At 37.6% G+C, this 25,064-nt stretch carries 23 protein-coding genes, 1 pseudogene, 1 riboswitch and 1 other annotated feature; of the genes and pseudogenes, 15 read left to right on the top strand and 9 right to left on the bottom strand.

The genetic code is table 11. The features are described 5' to 3' along the window. Nucleotides 1-106 precede the first annotated feature (106 nt). From KTHG_RS08360 to yidD, 4 genes are all read right to left on the bottom strand, one after another. On the bottom strand, nt 107-664 hold the full coding sequence (locus tag KTHG_RS08360; RefSeq protein ID WP_126989031.1) for a glycerol-3-phosphate responsive antiterminator: 558 nt from the start codon (nt 662-664) through the stop codon (nt 107-109). A 75-nt stretch (nt 665-739) separates the two neighbouring features. Beyond that, nucleotides 740-2,383, bottom strand: a complete 1,644-nt coding sequence (locus KTHG_RS08355; protein ID WP_139992700.1) for a glycerol-3-phosphate dehydrogenase/oxidase — start codon at nt 2,381-2,383, stop codon at nt 740-742. A gap of 186 nt (nt 2,384-2,569) precedes the next feature. After that, the gene (locus KTHG_RS08350) at nt 2,570-3,520 is read right to left on the bottom strand and encodes a metal ABC transporter solute-binding protein, Zn/Mn family (protein ID WP_139992698.1); all 951 of its coding nucleotides are present in this window, start codon (nt 3,518-3,520) and stop codon (nt 2,570-2,572) included. Between the two features lie 126 nt (nt 3,521-3,646). Then, complete coding sequence (gene yidD, locus KTHG_RS08345; RefSeq protein WP_126989028.1) at nt 3,647-3,880, bottom strand: membrane protein insertion efficiency factor YidD; 234 nt, start codon at nt 3,878-3,880, stop codon at nt 3,647-3,649. A gap of 118 nt (nt 3,881-3,998) precedes the next feature. On the opposite strand from yidD, the gene KTHG_RS08340 reads away from it, so the two are divergent. The 4 genes from KTHG_RS08340 (at nt 3,999) to KTHG_RS08325 (ending at nt 5,969) form a co-directional block, all read left to right on the top strand. Continuing rightward, nucleotides 3,999-4,184 carry a YjfB family protein gene (locus tag KTHG_RS08340; protein ID WP_139992696.1) on the top strand — a complete coding sequence of 62 codons (186 nt, stop codon included), beginning with the start codon at nt 3,999-4,001 and terminating at the stop codon, nt 4,182-4,184. Nucleotides 4,185-4,285: 101 nt separating this feature from the next. Further along, the gene (gene ytkD / locus KTHG_RS08335) at nt 4,286-4,759 is read left to right on the top strand and encodes an RNA deprotection pyrophosphohydrolase (RefSeq protein ID WP_126989026.1); all 474 of its coding nucleotides are present in this window, start codon (nt 4,286-4,288) and stop codon (nt 4,757-4,759) included. Beyond that, nucleotides 4,737-5,519, top strand: coding sequence for an alpha/beta hydrolase family protein (locus KTHG_RS08330; protein WP_126989025.1), 783 nt, complete (start codon nt 4,737-4,739; stop codon nt 5,517-5,519). The genes ytkD and KTHG_RS08330 overlap by 23 nt, the downstream gene beginning before the upstream one ends. 3 nt (nt 5,520-5,522) lie before the next feature. Continuing rightward, a complete protein-coding gene (locus KTHG_RS08325) occupies nt 5,523-5,969 on the top strand; it encodes a hypothetical protein (RefSeq protein WP_139992694.1) in 447 nt (148 codons plus the stop codon). Nucleotides 5,970-6,056: 87 nt separating this feature from the next. Here the strand turns inward: KTHG_RS08325 and pckA are convergent, their stop codons facing one another. Continuing rightward, a complete protein-coding gene (gene pckA, locus KTHG_RS08320; RefSeq protein ID WP_126989023.1) occupies nt 6,057-7,643 on the bottom strand; it encodes a phosphoenolpyruvate carboxykinase (ATP) in 1,587 nt (528 codons plus the stop codon). 423 nt (nt 7,644-8,066) lie between these two features. Beyond that, nucleotides 8,067-8,180: riboswitch (SAM riboswitch) on the top strand. A 238-nt stretch (nt 8,181-8,418) separates the two neighbouring features. On the opposite strand from pckA, the gene metK reads away from it, so the two are divergent. Together metK and KTHG_RS21795 are read left to right on the top strand one after the other, a co-directional pair. Then, the gene (metK, locus tag KTHG_RS08315; RefSeq protein ID WP_126989022.1) at nt 8,419-9,612 is read left to right on the top strand and encodes a methionine adenosyltransferase; all 1,194 of its coding nucleotides are present in this window, start codon (nt 8,419-8,421) and stop codon (nt 9,610-9,612) included. Nucleotides 9,613-9,911: 299 nt separating this feature from the next. Continuing rightward, nucleotides 9,912-10,301: pseudogene (locus tag KTHG_RS21795) on the top strand (GGDEF domain-containing protein). A gap of 38 nt (nt 10,302-10,339) precedes the next feature. Here the strand turns inward: KTHG_RS21795 and KTHG_RS08300 are convergent. Next, complete coding sequence (locus KTHG_RS08300) at nt 10,340-10,612, bottom strand: phosphocarrier protein HPr (protein WP_126989020.1); 273 nt, start codon at nt 10,610-10,612, stop codon at nt 10,340-10,342. Between the two features lie 728 nt (nt 10,613-11,340). On the opposite strand from KTHG_RS08300, the gene qoxA reads away from it, so the two are divergent. The 4 genes from qoxA to qoxD all read left to right on the top strand — a co-directional run bounded on the left by qoxA (nt 11,341) and on the right by qoxD (nt 15,174). Continuing rightward, nucleotides 11,341-12,267 carry a cytochrome aa3 quinol oxidase subunit II gene (gene qoxA, locus KTHG_RS08295; RefSeq protein WP_126989019.1) on the top strand — a complete coding sequence of 309 codons (927 nt, stop codon included), beginning with the start codon at nt 11,341-11,343 and terminating at the stop codon, nt 12,265-12,267. A 63-nt stretch (nt 12,268-12,330) separates the two neighbouring features. Beyond that, nucleotides 12,331-14,289, top strand: coding sequence for a cytochrome aa3 quinol oxidase subunit I (gene qoxB / locus KTHG_RS08290; protein WP_139992782.1), 1,959 nt, complete (start codon nt 12,331-12,333; stop codon nt 14,287-14,289). Continuing rightward, nucleotides 14,289-14,891, top strand: coding sequence for a cytochrome c oxidase subunit 3 (locus KTHG_RS08285; RefSeq protein ID WP_126989018.1), 603 nt, complete (start codon nt 14,289-14,291; stop codon nt 14,889-14,891). Before qoxB ends, KTHG_RS08285 begins: the two co-directional genes overlap by 1 nt. A gap of 1 nt (nt 14,892) precedes the next feature. Continuing rightward, complete coding sequence (gene qoxD / locus KTHG_RS08280) at nt 14,893-15,174, top strand: cytochrome aa3 quinol oxidase subunit IV (RefSeq protein WP_139992688.1); 282 nt, start codon at nt 14,893-14,895, stop codon at nt 15,172-15,174. Nucleotides 15,175-15,292: 118 nt separating this feature from the next. On the opposite strand, the gene KTHG_RS08275 is transcribed toward qoxD, so the two are convergent. Beyond that, complete coding sequence (locus tag KTHG_RS08275) at nt 15,293-15,820, bottom strand: gamma carbonic anhydrase (protein WP_126989016.1); 528 nt, start codon at nt 15,818-15,820, stop codon at nt 15,293-15,295. 123 nt (nt 15,821-15,943) lie between these two features. Here KTHG_RS08275 and KTHG_RS08270 point away from each other — a divergent pair, with 123 nt between their 5' ends. Beyond that, nucleotides 15,944-16,747, top strand: coding sequence for an alpha/beta hydrolase (locus KTHG_RS08270; RefSeq protein ID WP_126989015.1), 804 nt, complete (start codon nt 15,944-15,946; stop codon nt 16,745-16,747). Nucleotides 16,748-17,096: 349 nt separating this feature from the next. After that, nucleotides 17,097-18,536, top strand: a complete 1,440-nt coding sequence (locus KTHG_RS08265) for an alanine/glycine:cation symporter family protein (RefSeq protein WP_139992686.1) — start codon at nt 17,097-17,099, stop codon at nt 18,534-18,536. A 51-nt stretch (nt 18,537-18,587) separates the two neighbouring features. On the opposite strand, the gene mnmM is transcribed toward KTHG_RS08265, so the two are convergent. Further along, nucleotides 18,588-19,196 (bottom strand): tRNA 5-(aminomethyl)-2-thiouridylate-methyltransferase MnmM, encoded by a 609-nt coding sequence (gene mnmM / locus KTHG_RS08260; protein WP_126989013.1) that lies wholly within the window; start codon nt 19,194-19,196, stop codon nt 18,588-18,590. After that, nucleotides 19,193-20,164 (bottom strand): tRNA modification radical SAM protein MnmL/YtqA, encoded by a 972-nt coding sequence (gene mnmL / locus KTHG_RS08255; protein ID WP_139992684.1) that lies wholly within the window; start codon nt 20,162-20,164, stop codon nt 19,193-19,195. The genes mnmM and mnmL overlap by 4 nt, the downstream gene beginning before the upstream one ends. 162 nt (nt 20,165-20,326) lie before the next feature. Here mnmL and KTHG_RS08250 point away from each other — a divergent pair, with 162 nt between their 5' ends. The 3 genes from KTHG_RS08250 to KTHG_RS08240 all read left to right on the top strand — a co-directional run bounded on the left by KTHG_RS08250 (nt 20,327) and on the right by KTHG_RS08240 (nt 24,978). Further along, entirely contained in the window at nt 20,327-21,493 is a 1,167-nt protein-coding gene (locus tag KTHG_RS08250) for an MDR family MFS transporter (RefSeq protein ID WP_126989011.1), read from the top strand. A gap of 64 nt (nt 21,494-21,557) precedes the next feature. Then, nucleotides 21,558-21,768 (top strand) — a binding site (T-box leader). Nucleotides 21,769-21,821: 53 nt separating this feature from the next. After that, nucleotides 21,822-24,239: a leucine--tRNA ligase gene (gene leuS, locus KTHG_RS08245; protein ID WP_126989010.1), complete on the top strand. Its 2,418-nt coding sequence runs from the start codon at nt 21,822-21,824 to the stop codon at nt 24,237-24,239. A 112-nt stretch (nt 24,240-24,351) separates the two neighbouring features. Then, complete coding sequence (locus tag KTHG_RS08240) at nt 24,352-24,978, top strand: Bax inhibitor-1/YccA family protein (RefSeq protein ID WP_139992682.1); 627 nt, start codon at nt 24,352-24,354, stop codon at nt 24,976-24,978. The last annotated feature ends 86 nt before the right edge of the window (nt 24,979-25,064 follow it).

Below are 25,064 nucleotides of genomic sequence, written 5' to 3'. Positions count from 1 at the left end.
TTAAACAGACCGCAAATGTGCACGGCTATCTGCATGTGAACTCCTAAACCTAATCACGTACGTATGAACTTAATTACATTTTAGAGAAAAAATGGTACACAGTCAACTATTTTACGAAAGTTTGCCATAATTCCTTGTTGGATGTTGTTACAGCAACAGCTCCAGCTGTAAGCGCTTCCTCTACATTTGCTTTTTCACGGATTAATCCACCCGTAATAACTGGGATTTTTGTATGCTGATGAATTTCAGAAATCATCGATGGGATAATGCCAGGAAGCAGTTCGATATAATCGGGCTTCGCTGTATCTATCATGGAATAGCTTTTTTCAAGTGCAATGGTATCAATTAAAAATACGCGTTGGATAGCGATAATGCCGCGTGCTTTTGCTTTGATTAGCATATTTGAACGCGTTGAGATAATGCCAGCAGGGCGTATATCATTACATAAAAAGTCGGCCGCAAAATTATCGGTTTTTAAACCATGAATTAAATCAGCATGAATAATTAATTTTTTATGATGTCGTTCTGCTTCTCGTTTGAGCGACAATAAATGACTAATATGAACTTCAAGTAGCACAATGTATTCAAATGGACTTTTAAGGACTTGATCAAATTGTTTGACTGTTCGTGCTGCCGGTATAATTTGTTGGTTATTAAAGTGCATAGGAAACCCTCTTTTCTATCTAGTAAAAAAGAGAACCACGCAATGACGTGATTCTCTCATTAGCTACTAGTTTTATTATAACGCAGTAGTGGCGCGAGTAATTTCTTTTGTTAAATCAGCTGTGAAACATTCGCGTTGTTCAACAGACCAGTTCAATAAAGAGGCCATTTCGTCTAAAATCGCGTCCTTATGAGCTTTGACGTCTGCGATATTAAAGAACATATTCGCTGTTCGACGAATCAGAAAATCATTTGGGTGCACGACCATTTCGTGATGAATGCCATATAAAAGTTGTGCATATAAGCCTTGTGGGATGGTTTCATGACGTTTTTGTGCATAACTAAACACCATATCAACATTTGCACCATAATGATGGGCAAGATGACTTGCTTCTGCTGCTGATAAGCCAAGCTCCATACCTTTTTCCGTACGACGTGCGACGAAGGCTTCTAAATTTTGAGAGCCCCCAATATCGCCACCTGATACGTGAATATGTTTTGTAGAACATGGCTTAGAATCGATACCAAACTCTGCTTTTAATTCTTTCGCAATCGTATTTAATACTGTTTCAGCCATTTTACGATAACCTGTTAATTTACCACCAGCAATTGTCACAAGACCTGATTTTGATTCCCATACTTCATCTTTACGTGAAATTTCAGAAGGATTTTTACCGTCTTCATGTATTAGTGGGCGCACACCAGCCCAGCTTGATTCAATATCTGCATCTGTTACTTGAACAGTAGGGAACATATAGTGAATGGCTTTCATAATATAGTCGCGGTCCTCTTGCTTAATATCCATATCACGTGGGTCACCTTCATAAAATGTATCAGTCGTCCCTACATACGTTTTCCCATTACGCGGAATCGCAAACACCATACGGCCATCTGGTGTATCAAAATACACAGCTTGGTGAAGCGGGAATTTTGATTCGTCAAAAACAATATGCACACCTTTTGATAAAATTAAATGTTTACCAGCTTGTTTTCCTTCAATTGAGCGTACATCATCAACCCAAGGTCCTGCGGCATTAACGACTTTTTTTGCACGAATTGTAAAGCGTTTATTGCCAATTAAATCTTCTGCAATAATCCCTGTAATACGTTTTGCATCATTGTATGTGAAATTCACGGCTTTTGTATAGTTGTTTAGCACAGCACCTCTTTGAATGGCTGCTTTCGCTACTTCGATTGTTAAGCGGGCATCATCCGTACGGTATTCAACATAGACACCGCCACCGCGAAGATCTTCTGTTTTCACTAATGGCTCCTTCGCTTGTGTTTCAGCTGCAGACAACATTGAACGACGTTCTGAGCGTTTAACGCCCGCTAGGAAATCATACGTGCGTAAGCCGACATTTGTTGATAATTTACCGAATGTCCCGCCTTTATGGAATGGTAAAAGCATCCAAACAGGAGTCGTTACATGTGGGCCATTTTCATAAACAACAGCACGTTCTTTCCCTAATTCCGCTACTTCTTTAAATTCAAATTGTTTTAAGTAGCGAAGACCGCCATGTACTAATTTTGTTGAACGGCTTGATGTACCTGCAGCGAAATCCTGCATTTCTACTAGCGCAACAGATAAACCACGTGAAATCGCATCTAATGCAATCCCGCATCCTGTAATTCCGCCACCAATCACGAGCAAATCATATTCTTTGTTTTGTAATTCCTCAATTGTTGCATAACGTTGTAATGATGAAGCTGTACTCATAACGTATTTCCTCCTTTTAGATACGAAAAAAGAGACCATTAAAAGCATATGCAAAAATGCATATGTTTTTAATGGTCTCTCAATCGCTCAAACCTAATCTTAACTTGCCTTCATTGTAAAGGATAGCGTTTATAAATTCAAGTCAAAAGAAAAGAGAGCCTATACTTTCGTATGCTCTCTTGTTCATTATTTTGATAAGGCTGTTTTAAATGTTTCTAAATTATCTTCCATAATAGAGAAGTAATCGCGTTTCGCTGCAATGTCTTCTTTTGTTAAAACACTTAAATTATGTGCGGTCAAATCTTTAGCACCAATATCATTTTGAATAACAGCTGCTAATTTTGACGAAACATTTTGCTCAAATAAAATGTACTGAATATTATCTTTTTTCGCTTGTGCGACAATTTGTGTTAATTCTTTTTGTGATGGTTCATCTTGTGAGTTCAAACCAGCAACAGATACTTGTTTTAAGCCATATGTGCCAGCAATATAACCAAATGCAGCGTGTGATACGTAAAACTCTTTTGTCTCTGCATCTTTTGCCATTGTTTTATAATCATTATCTAATTGTTGTAGTTTTTTAACAAGTGCATCATAATTTTTTTCGTAATCTGCTTTATGCTTTGCATCTTTTTTTACAAGTTCATTTTTGATTGATAATGCTAAATCTTGGCTAATAACAGGTGATAGCCAAACATGGGGATCTACATCGCCGTGATGATGATCATCCTCTTCATGTTCATGTTCATGTGTTGCAGTACTAGCATGTAGCTTCTCTTCATCAATACCATGTGTTGTTTCAATCATTGATACATTTTCATTAGCTAATGTTTTTTTCGCATTGTCGACAAAGCCTTCAAGACCTAAGCCGATATAGAAAAATAAATCGCTATCTGCTAATTTCATCATGTCTTGCTGTGTTGGTTCAAATGTATGTTCATTCGTTCCTGGTGGATAAATAGATGATACCTCAACATGTTTACCACCGATTTGCTCTGCGAAATATTGTAGTGGATAGACGGTTGTATAAATCGAAACTTTATCCGATGAATTTGTAGATTTAGAATCGTCATTGCCACAAGCTGCTAAAAGGATAGCAGTTAGTGCTAAAACGATAAATGAAAGTGTTTTTTTCATATTGTCACCCCGACCTATATAGTTTGAATTTTTAAATAGTAATAATTACGATTTGAATGTAATAACAAAAATAACTATATCGTATTGATTACGATTTGACAAGAGAAAAAGAAAAAACCATCGAAATTATTTCTTTTTCGATGGCCATTCAAGTGGTACGGGGTCATAGCCACCTTTACATAATGGCTGACAGCGTAAAATTCGTTTCATTGTTAAGTAACCACCTTTTATCGCACCAAAACGAGATACAGCTTCAATGCCATAATTTGAACAGGTTGGATGGAAGCGACAGCTTGGTGGGAATAGGGGAGAAATGATTTTCTGGTATAAGCGAAAGATCGCAACAAGTAGTTTTTTCATCGTCATTCTTCTTTCTAAATAGTTGTCCATGTTAGTATACCGAAAAGCCTTTAAAAAAGCATTGTGTACGATTGCTTTAAAAAGCCGATATAACATAAGAGTGAAGGGAGGGAGAAACATGGATGTAAGTTCAATTATGTCGATGCAGTTAATGGAGCTCCAACAAACCGTACAAATGAGTGTTATGCAAAAGGCAATGAATATGGAAACGTCAGCTGTTGCGCAAATGGTCGAACAAATGCCACAAATTACTACACCATCACTTGACCCAAATGTTGGTCAAAATTTTGATGTGTCAATCTAAGCTAAATGTATAAAAAAACGGGTAAATGCGAAATAGGGCATTTACCCGTTTTTTTATTTGCGAAGTATTGATACACTGACAGTATGAAGGAGTGGTAATAGATGTTTTCCTATACCGATTTAAATGGTCATGGCGTAGACCTATCATTCAAAAAAGACGCATTTTCATTTGATCCAACACATGTACTTGTACTAGCGAAATTTGAAGGACGCTGGTTATTAACAAAGCATCCACAACGAGGTTATGAATTTCCAGGAGGTAAGCAAGAAGCAGGGGAGACATTAATTGAAGCGGCTATACGCGAAGTATATGAAGAAACAGGAGCACATATTAACGATGTGATGTGGCTTGCGACGTATGTAGTACAACAGAAAGCACCATTTGGTAAAGCCGTATATATTGCCAATGTAACGTCCTTAGATACGAACTATAAAAAGCATGAAACAGAAGGTGCTGTTTTAATGACAGATGAAGAATTATTAGGCTGTGAGCAATTAAGCTTTCATATGCGTGATGGGGGCATGAAAAAAATTCTTGAGAAGGTGAGCGAACTTGAGGATAAGTGGCACTATTGAGTCCAGTAGAGACTATCCTTCGCCAAATCCTGACATTCGACTGCGGGAAATTACATATTGGTCTGAAGGGATTCGTGTAAAAGGAATGCTCGCATGTCCAAACCAAGCAGGACAATATGATGGGATGCTGTATCTACGAGGTGGCATTCAAGGAGTTGGTATGGTGCGTCCTGCACGTATCGCAGAATTTGCTGCACAGGGGTTAGTTGTATTTGCACCGTATTACCGAGGAAATCGAGGTGGGGAAGGACGCGATGAATTTGGCGGTGTTGACCGCTTTGATGCCGTGCATGGTGTAGAGGTTTTAAAGCAATTTTCAACGACACGCGTTCATGTATTCGCTTTTTCTCGAGGAGGCATCATGGCACTGTGGACAGCGATTTTACGACACGATATCACGTCAGTTGTTACCTGGGGTGGTGTTTCAGATATGACGCTCACCTATCAGGAACGTGTTGATATGCGTCGTATGCTAAAACGTGTTGTAGGTGGTACACCAACGAAGATGCCAGAAGCATATCATGCGCGTACACCGCTTTTTCGTGTCAATGAGATTAGCTGTCCAGTATTAATCATTCACGGAGCACAAGACGATAATGTACCGATTGTACATGCGAAGCGATTAGAAGCGGCATTAAAAGTAGCTCATAAATCATATGAAACATGGTATAAAGAGCAGTATACACATTATTTTCCGGTTGCAGCAAACCGTCAAGTAGTTGCGGATGCCTGTGATTGGATGAAACAACAGGAGGGATAACAGATGGGCTATGTGCATATTCAATTACCACCCGTTGACCGTACAAAAGATTTTGATACAAATTATTGGTATTGGCATCACTTATGGCTATATTTCACCGATAAGTTTTCGTATGTCACAATCCAATGTTGGAATGAAGAAACAACAGCAATTGCTGAATTAAAAAACTATACGAATTTAATGCGTTCAGAAGGACTTGTAAAGGAGTTTAAAATTGATTTAAATGAACGTACACGTCGATTTTTTGCAGAAGAAGCGGCGTTTGATAGTAAGTTAAAATGGTTTAATCTTTTCTTTCATGAAGTTGCGGGTAAAGAAGGCTTAGAGCTTCATGATTATGGTCGCGAAATATCTTTTAACCGATTAACACGCGGTGATGCAGAAGATATCGTTGAATTTTTTAATCAGCATCAAGCGGACGTGAAATTTGTACCGGATGAGCAAGACTAACAAATAAAAAGAGCCAGAGAGTAATTACTCTCTGGCTCTTTTTTAGATGATTTTTTTGATTGTCAATCGAAGTTTTTCTTCAAGAAATTAGACGCGAGGTGCACCATTTTTTAGGATGCCTTCAGCGACAGTACCAAATTTCTTGAAGTTTTCGTGGAACATACCAGCTAATTTTTTAGCTGTTGCATCATATTTATCTTTGTCTTCCCATACGTTACGAGGATCTAAGATATTTGATGGTACGCCATCGATTTCTGATGGAATTTGTAGACCGAAGAATTTATCTTCTTTTTTGAATGCATTATCTAATTTACCATTGATTGCAGCGCGTACCATTGTACGTGTGTAAGAAAGTTTCATGCGGCTACCTTCGCCATATTGACCACCAGACCAGCCAGTGTTTACTAAGAATACATTTGCTTCATGCTCGTCAATTTTTTGGCCTAACATTTCAGCATATTTTGTAGCATGTAATGGCATGAATGGAGCACCGAAGCATGTAGAAAATGCTGGTTCAGGTTCTACTACACCACGTTCTGTACCAGGGATTTTAGAAGTGAAACCTGATAAGAAGTGGTACATTGCTTGGTCTTTCGTTAATTTAGAGATTGGAGGTAATACGCCAAATGCATCTGCAGTTAAGAAGATGATTGTTTTTGGATGACCTGCAACTGATGGATCAACGATATTATCGATATTTTGAATTGGGTATGCTACACGTGTGTTTTGTGTATATTGTGCATCATCATAGTTAGGAATACGAGTTGCTTCATCAACTACAACGTTTTCAAGTACTGTACCGAATTGGATGGCATTGAAAATTTCAGGTTCTTTTTCAGCTGATAAGTTTAATGTTTTTGCGTAGCAGCCACCTTCAATATTGAAGATACCTTTATCAGACCAACCGTGTTCGTCATCACCAACTAATTTACGATCTGCATCTGCAGATAAAGTTGTTTTACCAGTACCAGATAAACCGAAGAATAATGTAACATCACCTTCAGCACCAACGTTAGCAGAGCAGTGCATTGGGAAGATACCTTGTTCTGGTAATAAGTAGTTCATGATACCGAAGATTGATTTTTTCATTTCGCCAGCGTACTCAGTACCACCGATTAAAACAATTTTCTTTTCAAGAGATACGATGATGAATGTTTCTGAAGTTGTACCATCTACTGCAGGATCTGCTTTAAATGTTGGAGCAGAAACGATTGTAAAGTCTGCTACATGGTTAGCAAGCTCTTCTTGAGAAGGACGAATGAATAATTGGTGAGCGAATAGGTTATGCCAAGCATATTCATTTACAACGCGAATTGATAAGCGAGAATCTTCATCAGCGCCAGCAAAACCTTTGAATACAAATACTTCCTCTTTTGCTTTTAAGTAATCTACTACTTTTTTATATAAGTTATCAAATACTTCTGATGAAATTGATTGGTTTACTTTCCCCCAGTCAATTTTATCTTTTGAGCAATCTTCTTCAACGAAGAATTTATCGCGAGGAGAACGACCAGTGTATTTACCAGTTAAAGCACGAACAGCACCGTCAGCAGTTAAAATTGCTTCATTACGAGATGTCGCTTTTTCTACTAATTGTGCTACTGATAATTGTTCCTTAATATTTTGACCAGCTAATAGTTCTGTTAATTCATTCGCAGTTTCTACTGAATTCATGTGTCGTACCATCCTTTTTTAAAATTTATATGTTATTTAGTATGCCTTATTGGCTTTTTTTTAATTAATTATGGAATTAGTATAACACATTAAAATCAATAGTCTACATTAATACATCATTTTTTATAAAAATTATTTAAATATGACAAAATGGTTAAAGGAAGTAAAAGGTGTTTCGAACCAGCATTATTCTGTTTTATTGTATATAACAGTTGTTGTAAATAAGTTTTTTAAGGCTCTGTATTACAACAGGTATTAAATAATTTTATTAGGTTATACTTATCCATAAAAAATATCATATATACGATTGTGTATGACCAATATTTTATAATTTTAGAGATAGCATAGGTCATGTATTTAACAGAGCTATTAAATGATTGACTTTCATAATAGAATCTATTAGTATTGGAAATTGAACGGATACTCTTATCCCGAGCTGGTGGAGGGTCAGGCCCAATGAAACCCGGCAACCTGCATGTATTTCACAGCATGCGTTGGTGCTAATCTGATGCAAGGATTTTCCTTGAACGATAAGAGTGAAAGGTGCTTACGAAATTACCCCTTTCCTCATTAAACATTATGAGAAAAGGGTTTTTTTATTTTCGATTGTCATTGCAATCGCCAATGGCACTTTCTATAATACTCGTGTAAAAGCAGCTTCGGCTGGCTGGCATCGTAGGAGAACAGCTCATTTTTTAAGTTTCTTCTATATAATAGGTGCTACACGGATAATGAGTACCGTATCTATCGAACTCGTATAGGAGGAACCCATACAATGGCTCAACGTCGACTATTTACTTCAGAAAGTGTTACAGAAGGACATCCAGATAAAATCTGTGACCAAATCTCAGATGCAATTTTAGATGCGGTTTTAGAAAAAGATCCAAATGCACGTGTTGCATGTGAAACAACTGTTACAACAGGTTTAGTACTAGTAACAGGTGAATTAACAACATCTACTTATGTAGATATGAAAGGCATCGTTCGCGATACAGTAGCTGAAATCGGCTATACTCGCGGTAAATATGGTTTCGATGCGGAAAATCTTGCTGTACTTGTTGCAGTAGGTGAACAATCACCTGACATTGCCCAAGGTGTAGACCAAGCATTAGAAGCACGTGAAGGTTCTATGTCAGATGAAGAAATTGAAGCAATCGGTGCGGGTGACCAAGGTTTAATGTTTGGTTACGCTTGTAATGAAACACCGGAACTTATGCCACTACCAATTTCTTTAGCACATAAATTATCTCGTCGTCTAACAGAAGTTCGTAAATCAGGTGAGTTAGCTTATTTACGTCCAGATGGTAAAACACAAGTAACAGTAGAATATGATGAAGAACAACATGCAGTACGCGTGGATACAATCGTTATTTCTACACAACATGATGAAGAAACAACATTAGAGCAAATTCAAGCAGATATGAAAGAGCATGTTATTAAACAAGTTGTTCCTGCTGAATTATTAGATGAACAAACAAAATACTTTATCAATCCAACAGGCCGTTTTGTCATCGGTGGACCTAAAGGGGATGCAGGTCTTACAGGACGTAAAATCATCGTAGATACTTACGGTGGTTATGCACGTCATGGTGGCGGTGCATTCTCTGGTAAAGATGCAACAAAAGTTGACCGTTCAGGCGCTTATGCTGCTCGTTACGTTGCGAAAAATATTGTTGCTTCAGGTCTTGCGGACCGTGCAGAAGTACAACTTGCTTACGCAATTGGTGTTGCACAACCGGTATCAATTTCAATTGATACATTCGGTACAGGTACGGTTTCAGAAGCTGAATTAGTAGAAGCTGTTCGCGAATTATTTGATCTACGTCCAGCAGGCATTATTAAAATGCTTGATTTACGTCGTCCAATTTACAAACAAACAGCTGCTTACGGTCACTTTGGTCGTACAGATTTAAATGTTCCTTGGGAAGAAACAAATAAAGCAGAAGCATTAAAAGCTCGTTTTAACTAATTTCTTTTTATGAGGCTAGGAAACTAGCCTTTTTTTTATGGATAAATATAGTCAGCAAAAGCGTAATACGCCTTATTATCAAATATTATTAATTGATTCATTAACTAAACAAATTATGAATGAAGACCGCTTGAATAAGGCACTTAAGGTTTCTTAAATGACAACCACCGCATTCGAATGAAAATTGCATAAGGACCGTTTAATAGATATAAAAAATCGTCTATTGATGAAGAGTAATTAGATGAAAAATGGCAAGTTAAAAATTATATTTTCGTCATTTTTGATATTGATTTAAAAAAGTGAATGATACATATGGTCATCTAGTAGGTGACCAGGCAATCAAATGGCTAACTTCATTAGCAGTACAATGGAAGCTAAAGCAAAATATTGATGTCATTCGATACGGGGGAGATGAGTTTATTTTATTAATACCGCATCGCTTAGAGGTTATTCAAGAGGATTTAGATGTTTTAAGGGAGTTTGTGATAAGTAAAGAATTTGCTATTTGAAGAACAGGGGAGAGCATTCATATGACAATTAGTATCGGTGCTTGCTATACAAATGAGGAGATGTGTACGCTAGAACAATTATTTAAGCAAGCAGATGTGGCTTTATATCAAGCAAAAGAAAATGGCCGTAACCGATTATATGTTCAAGAATATAAAAAAGAAACCTTAAAAAGGTTATAACGTTTTTAAGGTTTCTTCTATTATAATAGTGTGAATTATTACTTCGCTACACCAAGGCCAGATGTTGTGAATGTTTCTTCTAGCTTTTGAAGAGCAAGTTCTTCATCAGAGCCATCAACATTGATTGAGATTTCAGAGCCAGTTGGGACGCCAAGTGACATAACACCAAGAATTGATTTTAAGTTAACGTTTTTGCCATCAAACACAAGTGTCGTGTCTGCTTGGAATTTTGAAGCAGCTTTTACTAACTCTGCTGCTGGACGTGCGTGTAAACCTTCGGGTGCTGTAATTGTAAATTGTTTAGAAATCATATAAATTCCTCCTTAGTGGATTTTAAATAGTTGCTATAAAGGACAACCGTTCAAATATCACCACTTTTTAAATTATGTAGTGGTCTTTTAAAGAATACCATATTAAGCTTTTAGAGTGTTAATGCTATGTTAGTAACATTTGTGGCAGTTTATTAAGATAGCATCTCATTTTATAGCAATAAACTACGTTCTTTTATAAAGTCCGATCTGACCTTATAAAAGAACTAACGAATAAGTTAAAGTCAAAGTATTTGAACTTATCAAATAAAAGAAAATAAAGGATATAAAACGAATATAAAGTATCACAAAAAGTGTAAAAAGAATGGTTTTTTGAAAACGTGTACACAGAACGTTCAAAAACATTTAAAGAAAATGTGAAAATGACAATATTTCTATTTTTTTACCGTATACTTAGGTTTATAATTCAAAATGAATTGTAATGGAGGTTGATAACTTCTACGCGAAGGGTTTGTGAGCTTGGGTTTCCTAAAACTTCCTGATTTCAGGGTACATACTATCTGATTCTATGTTTTTTGATTGAACTGCAATTATAAGGGAATCGAGGTATAGGCACTGGCTTTGGGGGGGATTTAGGACACAAATTCGATCATCCTGCGCATTCACACATATTTATTTTGTACCTTACAAACTAAATATCGGGGGACACACTTCAATATCCATTCAGCATTCTACGTATGTAGAATAGTTGTTTTAGAAGGGAGTACAACATGAGAAAAAAAGTACTAATCTTGCCGATTGTTATGGCGTTTATGGCTCTAGTTTTATCTGGCTGTGAACCATTGATGGTATTTGACGCGAAAGGTCCGAACGCTCGTACACTTTCGACTACCATCTTAATTTCGATCGCTACAATGGTAATTATTCTTTTAGCTGTGTACATTATCCTTGCAGTAGTATTAGTAAAATACCGCGCAAGCAAATTACCAGCTGATTACGAACCTCCTTTTGAAGAAGGTAACCGTAAACTAGAATTCGTTTGGACAGCTATTCCAATCGTTATCGTAGCTTTCTTATCAGTTGTAACAATTTGGTCATTAGAAAAGGTTGAAAATCCACAAACAGAAGATTACGCAAATACTGAACCATTAGTAATTTATGCATCTTCTTCTGAATGGAAATGGCACTTCAGTTATCCTGAACAAAATATTGAAACAGTTAACTATGTGAACATTCCAACAGATCGCCCAATCGAATTCCGTCTATACTCTTACGGTATGATGACAAGTTTCTGGGTACCACAATTAGCAGGTCAAAAATATGCTATGAGTGACATGACTACAACAATTCACCTAGCTGCAGATGAAGCAGGTGAATACTTCGGACGTAACAGCTTATTCAACGGTCCTGGCTTCGAAGCACAACAATTCGAAGTACAAGCTATGGAACAAGCTAAATTCGACGAATGGACTCAAGATGTAAAATCTACTGAGCCTGAATTAACAGAACAAAAGTTCAACGAATTACTTAACGCAGCCCACGTTGGCCGCGAAAGCTTCTCTTCTACTCACTTATCATTCAGCCCAGCTCCAGCATCTCACCACGATATGATGAATGCAGAGTCTTACAACAAATCTAAAGCTGATCAAACTGGTAACGGTAAACTTAACATTCACCGTCATACAGACAGTCACTAAGGTTTAAAATCTGAATAATAATCTTCTCAAAAGTAGAAGCAAGAAAGGAGTCACACTAAATTGATGAGTTTTGACGCAATCGTTGCACCGTTAAGCGAGCCTATGGTCTTTGGTACCTTCATCGGTATCGTAGTAGCATCACTTGCTGTTGTAATTGGTTTAACTTACTTCAAAAAATGGGGTTGGTTATACAGTGAATGGCTAACTACAGTTGACCACAAACGTATCGGTGTAATGTATATCTTTGTAGCTATTATTATGCTATTCCGTGGTGGCGTCGACGCATTATTAATGCGTGCGCAAACTGCGATTCCTGAGAATGGCCTATTAAACTCTGCTCACTATAACGAAATCTTCACAACACACGGTCTTTTAATGATTTTGTTCGTTGCGATGCCGTTCGTTATTGGTCTTATGAACGTTGCTGTACCGCTTCAAATTGGTGCACGTGACGTAGCGTTCCCACGCTTAAACTTACTAAGCTTCTGGTTAACAGTAGCTGGTGCCATCTTAATCAACGTTTCGTTCATTTTTGGTGGATCACCAAACGCAGGTTGGACAGGGTACTTCCCATTGTCTGGTCCTGAGTACAACCCAGGTGTTGGTAATAACTACTACGCTTGGTCAATCCAAATTTCTGGTTTCGGTACGTTAATGACAGGTATTAACTTCATTACGACAATCATGAAAATGCGCGCACCTGGTATGACGCTAATGAAAATGCCAATGTTTACTTGGTCTATTTTAATCACTAGCTTAATCATCACTTGTGCGTTCCCAGTTATCACTGTAACAATGGCTATGATGACTTTAGATCGTCAATTCGGTACTAAATTCTTCGCTATGTCTGACGGTGGTATGGACATGCTTTACGCTAACTTATTCTGGGTATGGGGTCACCCTGAGGTTTACATCGTAATCCTTCCAGCATTCGGTATCTTCTCAGAAGTTATCGCTACGTTCTCACGTAAAAACTTATTTGGTTACGGCTCAATGGTAGCAGCAATGGTAGTTATTTCTACACTTGCATTCTTAGTATGGGCCCACCACTTCTATACAATGGGTCACGGTGTATTAACAAATGGTGTATTCTCAATCACTACAATGTTAATTGCTGTACCAACAGGGGTTAAGATTTTCAACTGGTTATTAACTATGCGCCACGGTAAAATCTCATTCACAACTCCAATGCTTTACGCTTTAGGCTTTATTCCAATCTTCACTATCGGTGGGGTTACTGGTGTAATGCTTGCAATGGCAAGTGCGGACTATCAATATCACAACACATTATTCTTAGTTGCTCACTTCCACTATGTATTAATTCCAGGTACAGTATTCGCATTATTCGCGGGTTACCACTACTGGTGGCCACTTATCTGGGGCTTCCGTCTTAACGAAAAACTTGGTAAAGCAGCATTCTGGGTTATGGCAATCAGCTTTAACGTAGCATTCTTCCCAATGTTTATTCTTGGTTTAGATGGTTATGCTCGTCGTATGTACACGTATTCAGCAGCGACAGGTTACGGTCCATTATCAATGGTATCATTCATTGGTGCATTAGGTTTAGCCGTATCATTCATCTTAGTTGCTTACAACATCTACTATTCATTCCGTTACGCAAAACGCGAGGGCTCAGATCCTTGGGATGCGCGTTCACTTGAATGGTGTGTTCACACCCCAGCTCCAAACTACAACTTCGCAGTTATTCCTACAGTTACTCGTCTTGATGAGTTCTGGTTTGCGAAAAAAGAAGGCCGCGACCTTCAAGCTGGTAAAATTGAAGATATTCATATGCCAAACAACTCACAAAGTGCGTTCTGGCAAGGTATCGCTATGACTGCATGGGGATTCTTCTTCGTATGGGCAGAGTGGATTCCAGCTGCTATCTTCTTAGTAATTACCTTAGCATTCATGCTTTACCGTTCATTCCAAAAAGATGACGGTTATCATATTCATGTTGCTGAAATCGAAGAAACAGAACGTCGCTATGACGAAAATGGCGGATTGCGAGGTGCTAAATAATGGCTCATCACGTTGATCACAGTCAACCATTAGAATACTCGACTACGCAAAACCGCTTAAATATTTACGGTTTCTGGATTTTCCTAGGTGCGGAGATCGTGTTATTCGCCACATTATTTACAGTGTACTTTACGTTATCTGATCGTACAGGTACAGGTCCAACTGGAGAAGAAATTTTCGAATTAGGGCCAGTTTTAATTGAAACATTCTTATTATTAACAAGTTCATTCCTAATTGGTTTAGGTGTACATGCAATGCGTCTTGGTCGTAAAACACCAATGGTTGTATTCTACATCTTAACGCTAATTCTAGGTTTAGGCTTCTTAATTGTTGAAATTGATGAATTCTTCACTTACGTACATGAGGGTGCAACAATTACTACAAGTGCATTTGTATCTTCATTAATGACTACTATTGGTACTCACGGTGCTCACGTAACATTCGGTTTATTCTGGGGTACAGCGATTATCATCCAAGTTATTCGTAATGGCATCAATGCTCGTACAGCGAACAAAGCATTTATCTTCTCGCTATACTGGCATTTCCTTGATGTTGTATGGATTTTCATCTTCAGCTTTATCTACTTGAGAGGATTGATGTAATATGGCAGAACTATTTCCTAAAGAACACGTCGTGGGCTTTATTGGCTCATTAGTTTTAACTATTGCTGCACTGTCCGTTGTGTGGTTCGACGTATCTATGGTCGTTGGTATGATTATTCTGCTTGTTACAGCTTTAATTCAAGCAGCTGTCCAATTAATGTTATTCATGCACATTGGTGAAACTGATGATAAAGTCGATATCTGGGTTGCAACATTATTCGCATTCGGTATTGGTATCGTAACAATCATTGGTTCATTATTAGCCATGGTTTGGGGTTACTAATCCCATAAAGATTGAGTTCCCCGAAAGAAGGTTGTGAGAGAAATCTCACAACCTTTTTTATTAAAAAAAACAGGCGTCGCAAATTTGCGACGCCTGTTTTTCGTTAGTGAAACGGTTATTAACGTAAAAGTGGAGTTTGTTGTACAGCCTTATAGTATTGGCCTTTTTCACAGTACTCATTTAAAATGCGTGTCATATCTTTTTTATCTTCTTCTGTTAATTCGCGTACGACTTTAGCAGGACGGCCAAATGCAAGCATATTAGGTGGAATTTTCGTACCCTGCGTGACAAGACTGCCTGCGCCAATAAAAGCACCTTCCCCAATCTCAGCACCATCTAAAACGATTGAAGCCATGCCAATTAATGCACCTTTTTTTACATGACAGCTATGTAACGTAGCTTGATGCCCAATAGTGACGTCATCTTCTAAAATTAATGGATGTGCAGGACTTTGATGAAGACAACTTAAATCTTGAATATTTACGCGCTCACCAATAATTGTTGGAGAAACATCACCGCGAATAACAGTATGATAGAAAACAGATGAATCTTTTCCGATTGTTACATCACCTGTGATAACAACACCATCACCTAGAAAGACGGAAGGGTCGATAGTTGGCTCTTTATCTTTAAATGGGTATAGCATATAAAATCTCCTCATTTCGTAAAAATTTAATCTAATCGTACCAAACTACGTGTATTATTGGAACAGTTAAATGCGTTTATGCGTTACAATAGAGAGAGTAAACAGAAGGAGCGATTTTATCTTATGTGGAAATGGGAAGCTGATGGACAAGCGCGAGGTGTTGCGGTCGTCATACATAGTGCATATGAGCATCATAGACGTTATGCGTGGCTGATTGAGGAATTACGCTCAAGAGGCTTCCATGTGATTGCTGGAGATCTTCCAGGGCATGGAGAAGACAGCAAACATAAAAAAGTGCATGACGAAGCGTTAAAGGACTATGAACGGTATGTGAAATTGATGATAGAGACAGCTTTTGATTATAACTTACCAGTATTTTTATTTGGTCATGGAATGGGCGCGATTTTTGGAATATATGCTGTACAAAAATACCGCTATGAAGTAGCAGGTTTAATTTTGACTTCTGCATGGTTTCATTTACAGCATCAACCATCACGTGTGTCGAATGCAGTACCAGGTTTAAGCAAAATTGCAGGTGGATTTAAAATCCATCATGATATTACAGTGAAGCAACTAACACGAAGTTACGATGCGTATTTAGAAATGAAAGATGATATTATGTATAATTCTAATGTGACGGTAAAATGGTATAATGAATTGCATAATTTTATGAAGGCCTTATACCAGTCTGAAAAAGGTATTCCGGATATTCCTGTGTTAATGATGAATGCAGGTGCAGATAAAGTTGTTGATACAAATTATGCAAAAAAATGGCTTTTGAAGCAGCCGATTTCAGATTTCATATATAAAGAATGGCCTAAATGTCATCATGACTTATATTTAGAGCCTGAGCGAGAATTAGTGTTTAGTTATGTAGAAAGTTTTCTCTTTAACTCGTTGAAAAATATTGGTTATATTGTAGAATAATAAAACTACCCTCAAACAAAAAGAGGGTGGTTTTTTGTTTGCTATTTTTGATTGTACGGTAGTCAGATGTCATATATAGGATAAGACGTAAAGTGTTTTTAAGGAGGACATTTTTTAATTAATACTTCTATAAAAAGTAAAAAGCTTGATATTAAAAGGTTTTTAAAACATAAATATTTATGTTTTGTTCTTCTCAGAAGAACAGAAAATAGACAATAAGTACTTTTTTTTGTATGAAAGCGTTTTAAATTGTTCGGGGATATTTATTTTCAAATGCTTGTCTTATATAATGAGTTTATTGTTATAGCAAAAGAATTTTTCATAGGTACAATGAGAAAGGAAAGTCATAATGGAATTTATTAATAAACTTTACGATCTCTTATGGGGACCGTGGATGATTTACGGCATCATGCTAGTCGGTGTTGTTTTTACGATTTTAACAAAAGGTGTACAAGTTCGATTTTTAAAAGATATGTTTGGTCAAATTTTTCATGGTAAAAAGTCAGATGCAGGCGTTTCTTCATTCCAAGCGATGTCGATGGCACTATCTGGCCGTATTGGAACAGGGAATATTGCTGGTACAGCGACAGCCATTGCCTTTGGTGGTCCAGGCGCAATTTTCTGGATGTGGGTAATTGCATTTTTTGGTGCGGCAACAGCATATGTAGAATCAACACTTGCTCAAATTTATAAAGAAGAAAAAAATGGTGTTTACCGAGGGGGCCCAGCATTCTATATACATAAATTTACCGGGAAGCGATGGTTAGGTATGATTTTTGCTATTGCAGCTTTAGTAGCGATGTCATTTCTACAACCAACTGTACAAGCAAATGCGATTGCAGATGCGATGTATAATGCTTTTGAGTTACCACATTGGGTTTCAGGATTAGCAGTTTGTTTGATTTTAGGACTTATTATTATTGGTGGTGTTAAACGTATTGCAGCAGCAGCATCGTTTATCGTACCATTTATGGCTATTGCTTATATTTTAGTTGCGGTTATTATTATTATTTTAAATATTGATCAAGTGCCATCAATATTCAGTTTGATTTTTCGTAGCGCATTTGGTGCAGATGAAATGTTTGGTGGTATTTTAGGTGCGGCAATCGCATGGGGGGTTAAACGAGGAATCTATGCGAATGAAGCCGGGCAAGGTACAGGTCCTCACCCAGCAGCTGCTGCAGAAGTATCACATCCAGTAAAACAAGGTTTAGTACAAGCGGCTTCTGTTTACTTAGATACGTTCCTCGTTTGTACAGCAACAGCATTTATGATTTTATTTACAGGTATGTACAATGTGCAAGAAGGAGAAGGAACAGGCGCATTTATCGTTCAAAATTTACCGGGTGTTGAAGCAGGAACAGCCTTTACACAATATGCTGTAGATGCAGCTTTCCCGATTGCAGGCTTTGGTACAATTTTCGTTGCATTCGCTTTATTCTTCTTTGCTTTTACAACAACGATGGCGTATTACTACATTGCAGAAACAAATATGGCGTATATTTTTGATGGTAAGAAATTAAAATTAGGTATTCGATTCGTACAAATTGTTATTTTATTTGCTACTTACTTTGGTGCTGTTCGTCCATCTGAATCTGCTTGGACGCTAGGTGATATCGGCTTAGGTATCATGGTTTGGGTCAATGTGATTGGCTTACTATTTTTAGTGAAACCAGCATTAATTGCACTAAAAGACTATGAACGACAAAAGAAAGCCGGAAAAAATCCTGTCTTTTATCCTGAGGAATTAGGCATTAAAAATGCAGATTTCTGGATGAAAAAGAAATAATGAATAAAAAGAGGCTGGGATTAAATCCTAGCCTCTTTTTTCTATATTATACTATTGTATAACGCTTTGTTTTTCAGTAGCGTTCATTTTTGTGTACGGTTTTACTTTTTCTAACGCCAAAATAAATGGTGGGTCATTTTTTTGATTTAAAAAATCATAACGTAATACATGAACTTGTTTTTGAGATAAAGATTCAACGTATGTTAACACGTCATCACGTTCTTCTTTACCGCCTTCATGCCCATGATAGACAACAAGTACAATGATGCCGCCTATTTTCATCATTTCAAGCATTTCATCAATGGCTTGAATTGTAGTTTGACCATGTGTTGTTACAGTATGATCAGCACCAGGTAAATAGCCTAAATTGAAAATAGCGCCACCAATTCGTTCATCTACATAGGTTGCGATATTTTCATGGCCATCTAAAATAAGTGTTGTGCGTTCAAATACACCATGTTCTTTCAGGCGATCTGCTGTTGCATCTAGTGCCTGTTGTTGCACATCAAATGCAAAGACGTGACCTGTGTCACCAACAAGCTCTGTTAAATATAGTGTGTCATGGCCGTTTCCAGCTGTCGCATCAATCGCGACATCTCCAAAATCAATAGATTTACGTAGCAATGTTTTCGCGTAGTCCAATACGCGTTCTAGCTTCATCGAGTTGTCACTTCTTCTTTCTTATATAATTTACCTTGCCAGCTATTACGATTAGCTAACTCAGCATCAATTCCATTTAAAACTTCCCATTTATTCACTGACCACATTGGACCGACCATTAAATCAATCGGGCCATCACCAGTAATACGTTGTACGACCATTTCTGGTGGGATTAACTCTAATTGGTCTGCTACTAATTGAATATATGCATCTTTTTCCATTAATTCAAGTTGCCCTTTTTCGTATTGTTTTACAAGTGGTGTGCCTTTTAATAAATGAAGTAAATGAATTTTAATGGCTTGTACATCAAGCTGCCCAGCTACGCGTGCTGTCTCAAGCATCATGTCATAGTCCTCTAGTGGAAGACCGTTAATAATATGTGTACATACACGAATACCATGTTTACGCAGTTTTTCCACGCCTTCTACATATGTCTGGAAGTCATGTGCACGGTTAATTAAATTAGCTGTTTTTTCATGAATCGTTTGTAGGCCTAGTTCTACCCATAAGTATGTGCGCTCATTTAGTTCAGCTAAATATTCCACAACGTCATCAGGTAAACAGTCTGGACGTGTAGCAATGCTTAAGCCCATTACACCTTCACAAGCAAGAGCCGCTTCAAATTTTTCTTTCAATACAGGAAGCGGGGCATGCGTATTTGTGTAAGCTTGGAAGTAGGCCATTGTTTTACCATCTTTCCATTTATGCTGCATACGTTCTTTAATTGTAGCAAATTGAACAGGAATTGGGTCAACACGGTCACCCGCAAAGTCACCTGAACCCGCTGCTGAACAAAACGTACAGCCACCAAATGCTACGGTGCCGTCACGGTTTGGACAATCAAAGCCGGCATCTAGCGCGACTTTATAAACTTTACAGCCGAATTCATCGCGTAAGTAGCGATTCCATGTATAATAACGTTTTCCATCCGAAGGGAAAGGAAATTCTGTTGGATTTGTTTCTGTCATTTCTTATTTCACTCCTCAACAACTCATTGTATCATGTGAGGCGATGTCAGACGACCACTTTCTACTCGGACGAAAGTAGGAGTTTCAAAAACATGCATTGTCAATTTATATAGACTTTTGTTATGATTGCGAGGATTTAATTTGTTTATAGGAGGGTTTCATATGCCAAAAAGCGTATGGTTCCTTATAATCGGTATGGTTGTCAATACGGTCGGCAATTCGTTTCTATGGCCGTTAAATACAATTTATATGCATGAGGAGCTTGGGCAATCATTGTCTACTGCAGGGCTTGTCTTAATGGCAAACGCTGCGGCGGGTGTTGTTGGGAATTTACTCGGGGGTTTTTTATTTGACCGCTTAGGTGGCTTTCGGACAATTATGGTGGCGTCAATTTTAACAATTATCGGCTTAGCGGGCTTAACGATTTGGCATGGCTGGCCGCATTATATTTGGTTTTTAGCATTGATTGGTTTTACCGGGGGAATGATTTTTCCGTGTATGTTCGCGATGGTTGGTACAGCTTGGCCTGAGGGAGGACGTCGAGGATTTAATGCGATATATTTAGCGCAAAATTTAGGTGTGGCATTTGGTCCTGCGTTAGCTGGCGTCATTGCAAATTATAGTTTTGATTATATTTTCATTGCGAATTTAATGATGTACATTGTCTTTTTTGCAATTGCTTTCTCATATAAAACAATTCCACAAGGCTATGGTATTGCACCATCTAATGTCATTAGCGAAGGGAAACAAATTAAAGATAAATCGAGTCTTTACGCGCTATGTATTTTAGGGATTGGATATATGCTTGGGTGGGCAGTTTACACACAATGGACAACAACGATTTCAGCATACACACAAGAAATAGGCATTTCGTTAAATCAATATAGCTTGCTCTGGACGGTAAATGGATTGTTAATTGTAGCAGGACAGCCGCTTATTAATCCATTAATTAAACGACTAGGTGACCGCTATCAAATAATGATTGTGACAGGTGTTTTAATCTTTATCTTATCTTTCTATGTATTGACCTTTGCAGAGAATTTTAGAATGTTTTTAGTTGCAATGATTATTTTAACGTTTGGTGAAATGTTCGTCTGGCCAACTGTGCCAACGATTGTTAGTACATTAGCGCCACCTGGACGAGATGGGTTTTACCAAGGTCTTATCAACTCCTTTAATACACTTGGAAAAATGATTGGACCAGTAGCCGGTGGTTTATTGGCAGAAATTTATGGGATGCAGTTCACATTTTACTTCTTAATGATTATTTTGGCTGTGTCGATTATTCCTTATTCACTGTATCATTTGCCGCTAAAGAAAAAGATATAAAAATTCTAAAAATAGCGTAATCTCTTGTCAATGTACAACAATTCAAGTACAATGAGTGCAATATGATATGACATTGAAGAGGAATAGTACGTTAAGGATTACTAATAGAGAGCTAGTGGTTGGTGGAAACTAGTAGATGAATTAACAGAACTCGCCTTGGAGTCACATTGGTGAACGTAAATTAACCAGCGTCGTCTGTCCGCGTTAAGGATTCAAGTTGAGTGAGTACACTAATTTGGGTGGTACCGCGGTAGCGTTATGCTGTCGTCCCTTTCTATGAGGGATGGCAGCTTTTTTTACGTTTAAAACATAAAAGGAGGCAATTACTTTGAGTTTCAACCATAAAGAAATTGAAAAGAAATGGCAAAAAGTTTGGGATGATAATAAAACATTCAAAACAACAAATGAACCAGAAAAACCAAAATTCTATGCATTAGATATGTTCCCGTATCCATCAGGTGCAGGTCTTCATGTAGGACACCCTGAAGGCTATACAGCGACAGATATTTTATCTCGCTTCAAACGTATGCAAGGCTACAATGTACTTCACCCAATGGGATGGGATGCATTTGGTCTTCCAGCGGAACAATATGCACTTGATACTGGGAATGACCCAGCCGAATTTACATTAAAAAATATCGCGACATTCAAGCGTCAAATCCAAGAACTTGGTTTTAGCTATGACTGGGATCGCGAAATCAATACAACAGACCCTTCTTACTACAAATGGACACAATGGATTTTCATCCAACTTTACAATAAAGGCTTAGCTTATATTGATGAAGTAGCTGTAAACTGGTGCCCGGCACTTGGCACAGTACTTGCTAATGAAGAAGTGATCGATGGTAAATCAGAGCGTGGTGGTCACCCAGTAGAACGCCGCCCAATGAAACAATGGATGCTTAAAATTACAGCTTATGCAGATCGTTTAATCGATGACCTTGAAGATGTTGATTGGCCAGAAAATATTAAAGATATGCAACGTCACTGGATTGGTCGTTCCGAAGGTGCTGAAGTTGATTTCACAGTTTCTTCTACAGGCGATAAATTCACAGTGTTTACAACACGTCCTGATACATTATTCGGTGCAACATATACAGTATTAGCACCAGAACATGAACTTGTATCAAAAATTACAACAGTTGAACAACAAGCAGCTGTTACCGCTTATTTAGATGAAGTGAAAATGAAATCAGACCTAGAACGTACAGATTTAGCGAAAACAAAATCAGGCGTATTCACAGGTGCTTATGCAATTAATCCAATTAACGGCAAAGAAGTGCCAATCTGGATTGCTGACTATGTATTAGCTACTTACGGTACAGGTGCTATTATGGCCGTTCCAGCGCATGATGAACGTGACTATGAGTTTGCTAAAAAATTCGAATTACCAATCATCCCAGTACTTGAAGGCGGCAATGTAGAAGAAGCAGCATTCACTGAAGATGGTCAGCACATCAACTCGGATTTCTTAGATGGTCTAGGTAAAGAAGAGGGAATTTCAAAAGCAATCGCATGGCTTGAAGAAAATAAAGTCGGCGAGAAAAAAGTATCTTATCGTCTACGTGACTGGTTATTCTCTCGTCAACGTTACTGGGGCGAACCAATCCCTGTGATTCACTGGGAAGATGGCTCAATCTCAACTGTTCCAGAAGACCAATTACCACTTGAACTTCCAAAAATAGATAATATCCATCCATCAGGTACAGGTGAATCACCACTTGCAAACGTTGCAGATTGGGTAAATGTTGTAGACCCTGAAACAGGTATGAAAGGTCGCCGTGAAACAAATACAATGCCACAATGGGCAGGTTCTTCATGGTACTTCTTACGCTATATTGATCCACATAATACAGAAGCAATCGCAGATCCAGAGCTTCTAAAACGTTGGTTACCAGTTGATATTTATATCGGTGGTCAAGAACATGCCGTTCTTCACTTATTATATGCTCGTTTCTGGCATAAAGTGCTTTATGACCTAGGCGTTGTACCAACAAAAGAGCCATTCCAAAAATTATTTAACCAAGGAATGATTCTTGGTGAAGGTAATGAAAAAATGTCGAAATCAAAAGGTAATGTTGTAAATCCTGATGATATCATCGAGTCACATGGTGCTGATACACTTCGTTTATACGAAATGTTCATGGGACCACTTGAAGCATCAATTCCTTGGTCTGAAAATGGCTTAGATGGCGCACGTCGCTTCTTAGACCGCGTATGGCGTTTATTCGTTAATGAAGAAACAGGCGAATTATCTTCAAAAGTTCAAGATTCTACAGATACAACATTAGAAAAAGTGTATAACCAAACGGTTCAAAAAGTAACAGATAACAATGAACATATCCGTTTCAATACATCAATTTCTCAAATGATGGTATTTATTAACGATTGCTATAAAGCAGACGTTGTACCAACTGCTTACGCAGAAGGCTTCGTAAAAATGTTATCACCAATCGCGCCACACATAGCAGAAGAACTTTGGACAAAACTAGGTCATACGGAAACAATTACGTATGCAGCATGGCCAACATTTGACGAATCAAAACTTGTAGATGATGAAGTTGAAATCGTTGTTCAAGTGAATGGTAAAGTTCGTGCGAAATTAATGGTAGCGAAAGATGCGACTCGTGAAGATTTAGAACAAATCGCACTTGCAGATGAAACGGTTAAAGAACAAATTGACGGTAAAGATGTGAAAAAAGTTATTGCTGTTCCAGGTAAATTAGTGAACATCGTAGCAAAATAAATAATAAAAAGAGCTTAAGACATACATGCCTTAAGCTCTTTTTGTATGAAATGAAACTATTTAAGTAGTCGAACGTATAATAAACAAAAACATTTTATTAGGAGAGATTTAGATGGATTCACAATTTGGTAAAGTACTACGGTTCTTTACAATCTTATGGGTACTAACTGCAGTAGGCCTATTCATTGGCGTATTTATTCCACCAGCACTTGTATTGCCGATTTCAATTGCGACAATTATTATTTTGATTATCTTTATGTTCAGTCGTACAGCTCGTCGTATGAGTAAGTGGTTATCGTCAATTTTTGCGTTACTAACAGGGATTACATTATATAGTTTATTAAACTTTTATATGGGCGCTTTAGGTGGCGGATTAGTGTTAGTCATCTTTGGTACGACAGCTGCTATTTTTATTATCGTAGGTTTCATTGGTTATAATTTGAAAGCAAATTTAGCTGGATGGGGTAAGTTTTTATTCATCATTTTAATAGGGGTTATTATTTTCTCAATTCTTTCAATTTTTGTAGGCTTTAGTGATATTATTATGGTAATCGCAAGTGCTATTGGCGTTCTATTATTTGTCACTTATACACTATATGATATGAACCAAATTCGTCATCAAACGATTACTGATGAAGATGTGCCACTTGTTGCACTGGATCTATATTTAGATTTTATTAACTTATTCCGCGAGTTATTAAGCCTTGTGTATTATTTGAGAAATATTTTTTCCCGTTAAATTAAATGGACTAAAAAAGAGACTGACCTAAAAAATATTTCAGTCGAAAAAGTAATCATGATAAAAGAAGGAATACGCTTTTGTCG

The sequence above is a fragment of the Kurthia sp. Dielmo genome (assembly GCF_000307285.2).
GTDB classification, from domain to species: domain Bacteria; phylum Bacillota; class Bacilli; order Bacillales_A; family Planococcaceae; genus Kurthia; species Kurthia populi.
The sequence above is the reverse complement of the archived record's forward strand: the minus strand, read 5'-3'. Positions and strand labels throughout refer to the sequence as shown.

Coding starts and splice junctions, on each gene's coding strand:
- KTHG_RS08360 (WP_126989031.1), bottom strand. CDS start 664: ATGCACTTTAATAACCAACAAATTATACCGGCAGCACGAACAGTCAAA.
- KTHG_RS08355 (WP_139992700.1), bottom strand. CDS start 2,383: ATGAGTACAGCTTCATCATTACAACGTTATGCAACAATTGAGGAATTA.
- KTHG_RS08350 (WP_139992698.1), bottom strand. CDS start 3,520: ATGAAAAAAACACTTTCATTTATCGTTTTAGCACTAACTGCTATCCTT.
- yidD (WP_126989028.1), bottom strand. CDS start 3,880: ATGAAAAAACTACTTGTTGCGATCTTTCGCTTATACCAGAAAATCATT.
- KTHG_RS08340 (WP_139992696.1), top strand. CDS start 3,999: ATGGATGTAAGTTCAATTATGTCGATGCAGTTAATGGAGCTCCAACAA.
- ytkD (WP_126989026.1), top strand. CDS start 4,286: ATGTTTTCCTATACCGATTTAAATGGTCATGGCGTAGACCTATCATTC.
- KTHG_RS08325 (WP_139992694.1), top strand. CDS start 5,523: ATGGGCTATGTGCATATTCAATTACCACCCGTTGACCGTACAAAAGAT.
- pckA (WP_126989023.1), bottom strand. CDS start 7,643: ATGAATTCAGTAGAAACTGCGAATGAATTAACAGAACTATTAGCTGGT.
- metK (WP_126989022.1), top strand. CDS start 8,419: ATGGCTCAACGTCGACTATTTACTTCAGAAAGTGTTACAGAAGGACAT.
- KTHG_RS08300 (WP_126989020.1), bottom strand. CDS start 10,612: ATGATTTCTAAACAATTTACAATTACAGCACCCGAAGGTTTACACGCA.
- qoxA (WP_126989019.1), top strand. CDS start 11,341: ATGAGAAAAAAAGTACTAATCTTGCCGATTGTTATGGCGTTTATGGCT.
- qoxB (WP_139992782.1), top strand. CDS start 12,331: ATGAGTTTTGACGCAATCGTTGCACCGTTAAGCGAGCCTATGGTCTTT.
- KTHG_RS08285 (WP_126989018.1), top strand. CDS start 14,289: ATGGCTCATCACGTTGATCACAGTCAACCATTAGAATACTCGACTACG.
- qoxD (WP_139992688.1), top strand. CDS start 14,893: ATGGCAGAACTATTTCCTAAAGAACACGTCGTGGGCTTTATTGGCTCA.
- KTHG_RS08275 (WP_126989016.1), bottom strand. CDS start 15,820: ATGCTATACCCATTTAAAGATAAAGAGCCAACTATCGACCCTTCCGTC.
- KTHG_RS08270 (WP_126989015.1), top strand. CDS start 15,944: ATGTGGAAATGGGAAGCTGATGGACAAGCGCGAGGTGTTGCGGTCGTC.
- KTHG_RS08265 (WP_139992686.1), top strand. CDS start 17,097: ATGGAATTTATTAATAAACTTTACGATCTCTTATGGGGACCGTGGATG.
- mnmM (WP_126989013.1), bottom strand. CDS start 19,196: ATGAAGCTAGAACGCGTATTGGACTACGCGAAAACATTGCTACGTAAA.
- mnmL (WP_139992684.1), bottom strand. CDS start 20,164: ATGACAGAAACAAATCCAACAGAATTTCCTTTCCCTTCGGATGGAAAA.
- KTHG_RS08250 (WP_126989011.1), top strand. CDS start 20,327: ATGCCAAAAAGCGTATGGTTCCTTATAATCGGTATGGTTGTCAATACG.
- KTHG_RS08240 (WP_139992682.1), top strand. CDS start 24,352: ATGGATTCACAATTTGGTAAAGTACTACGGTTCTTTACAATCTTATGG.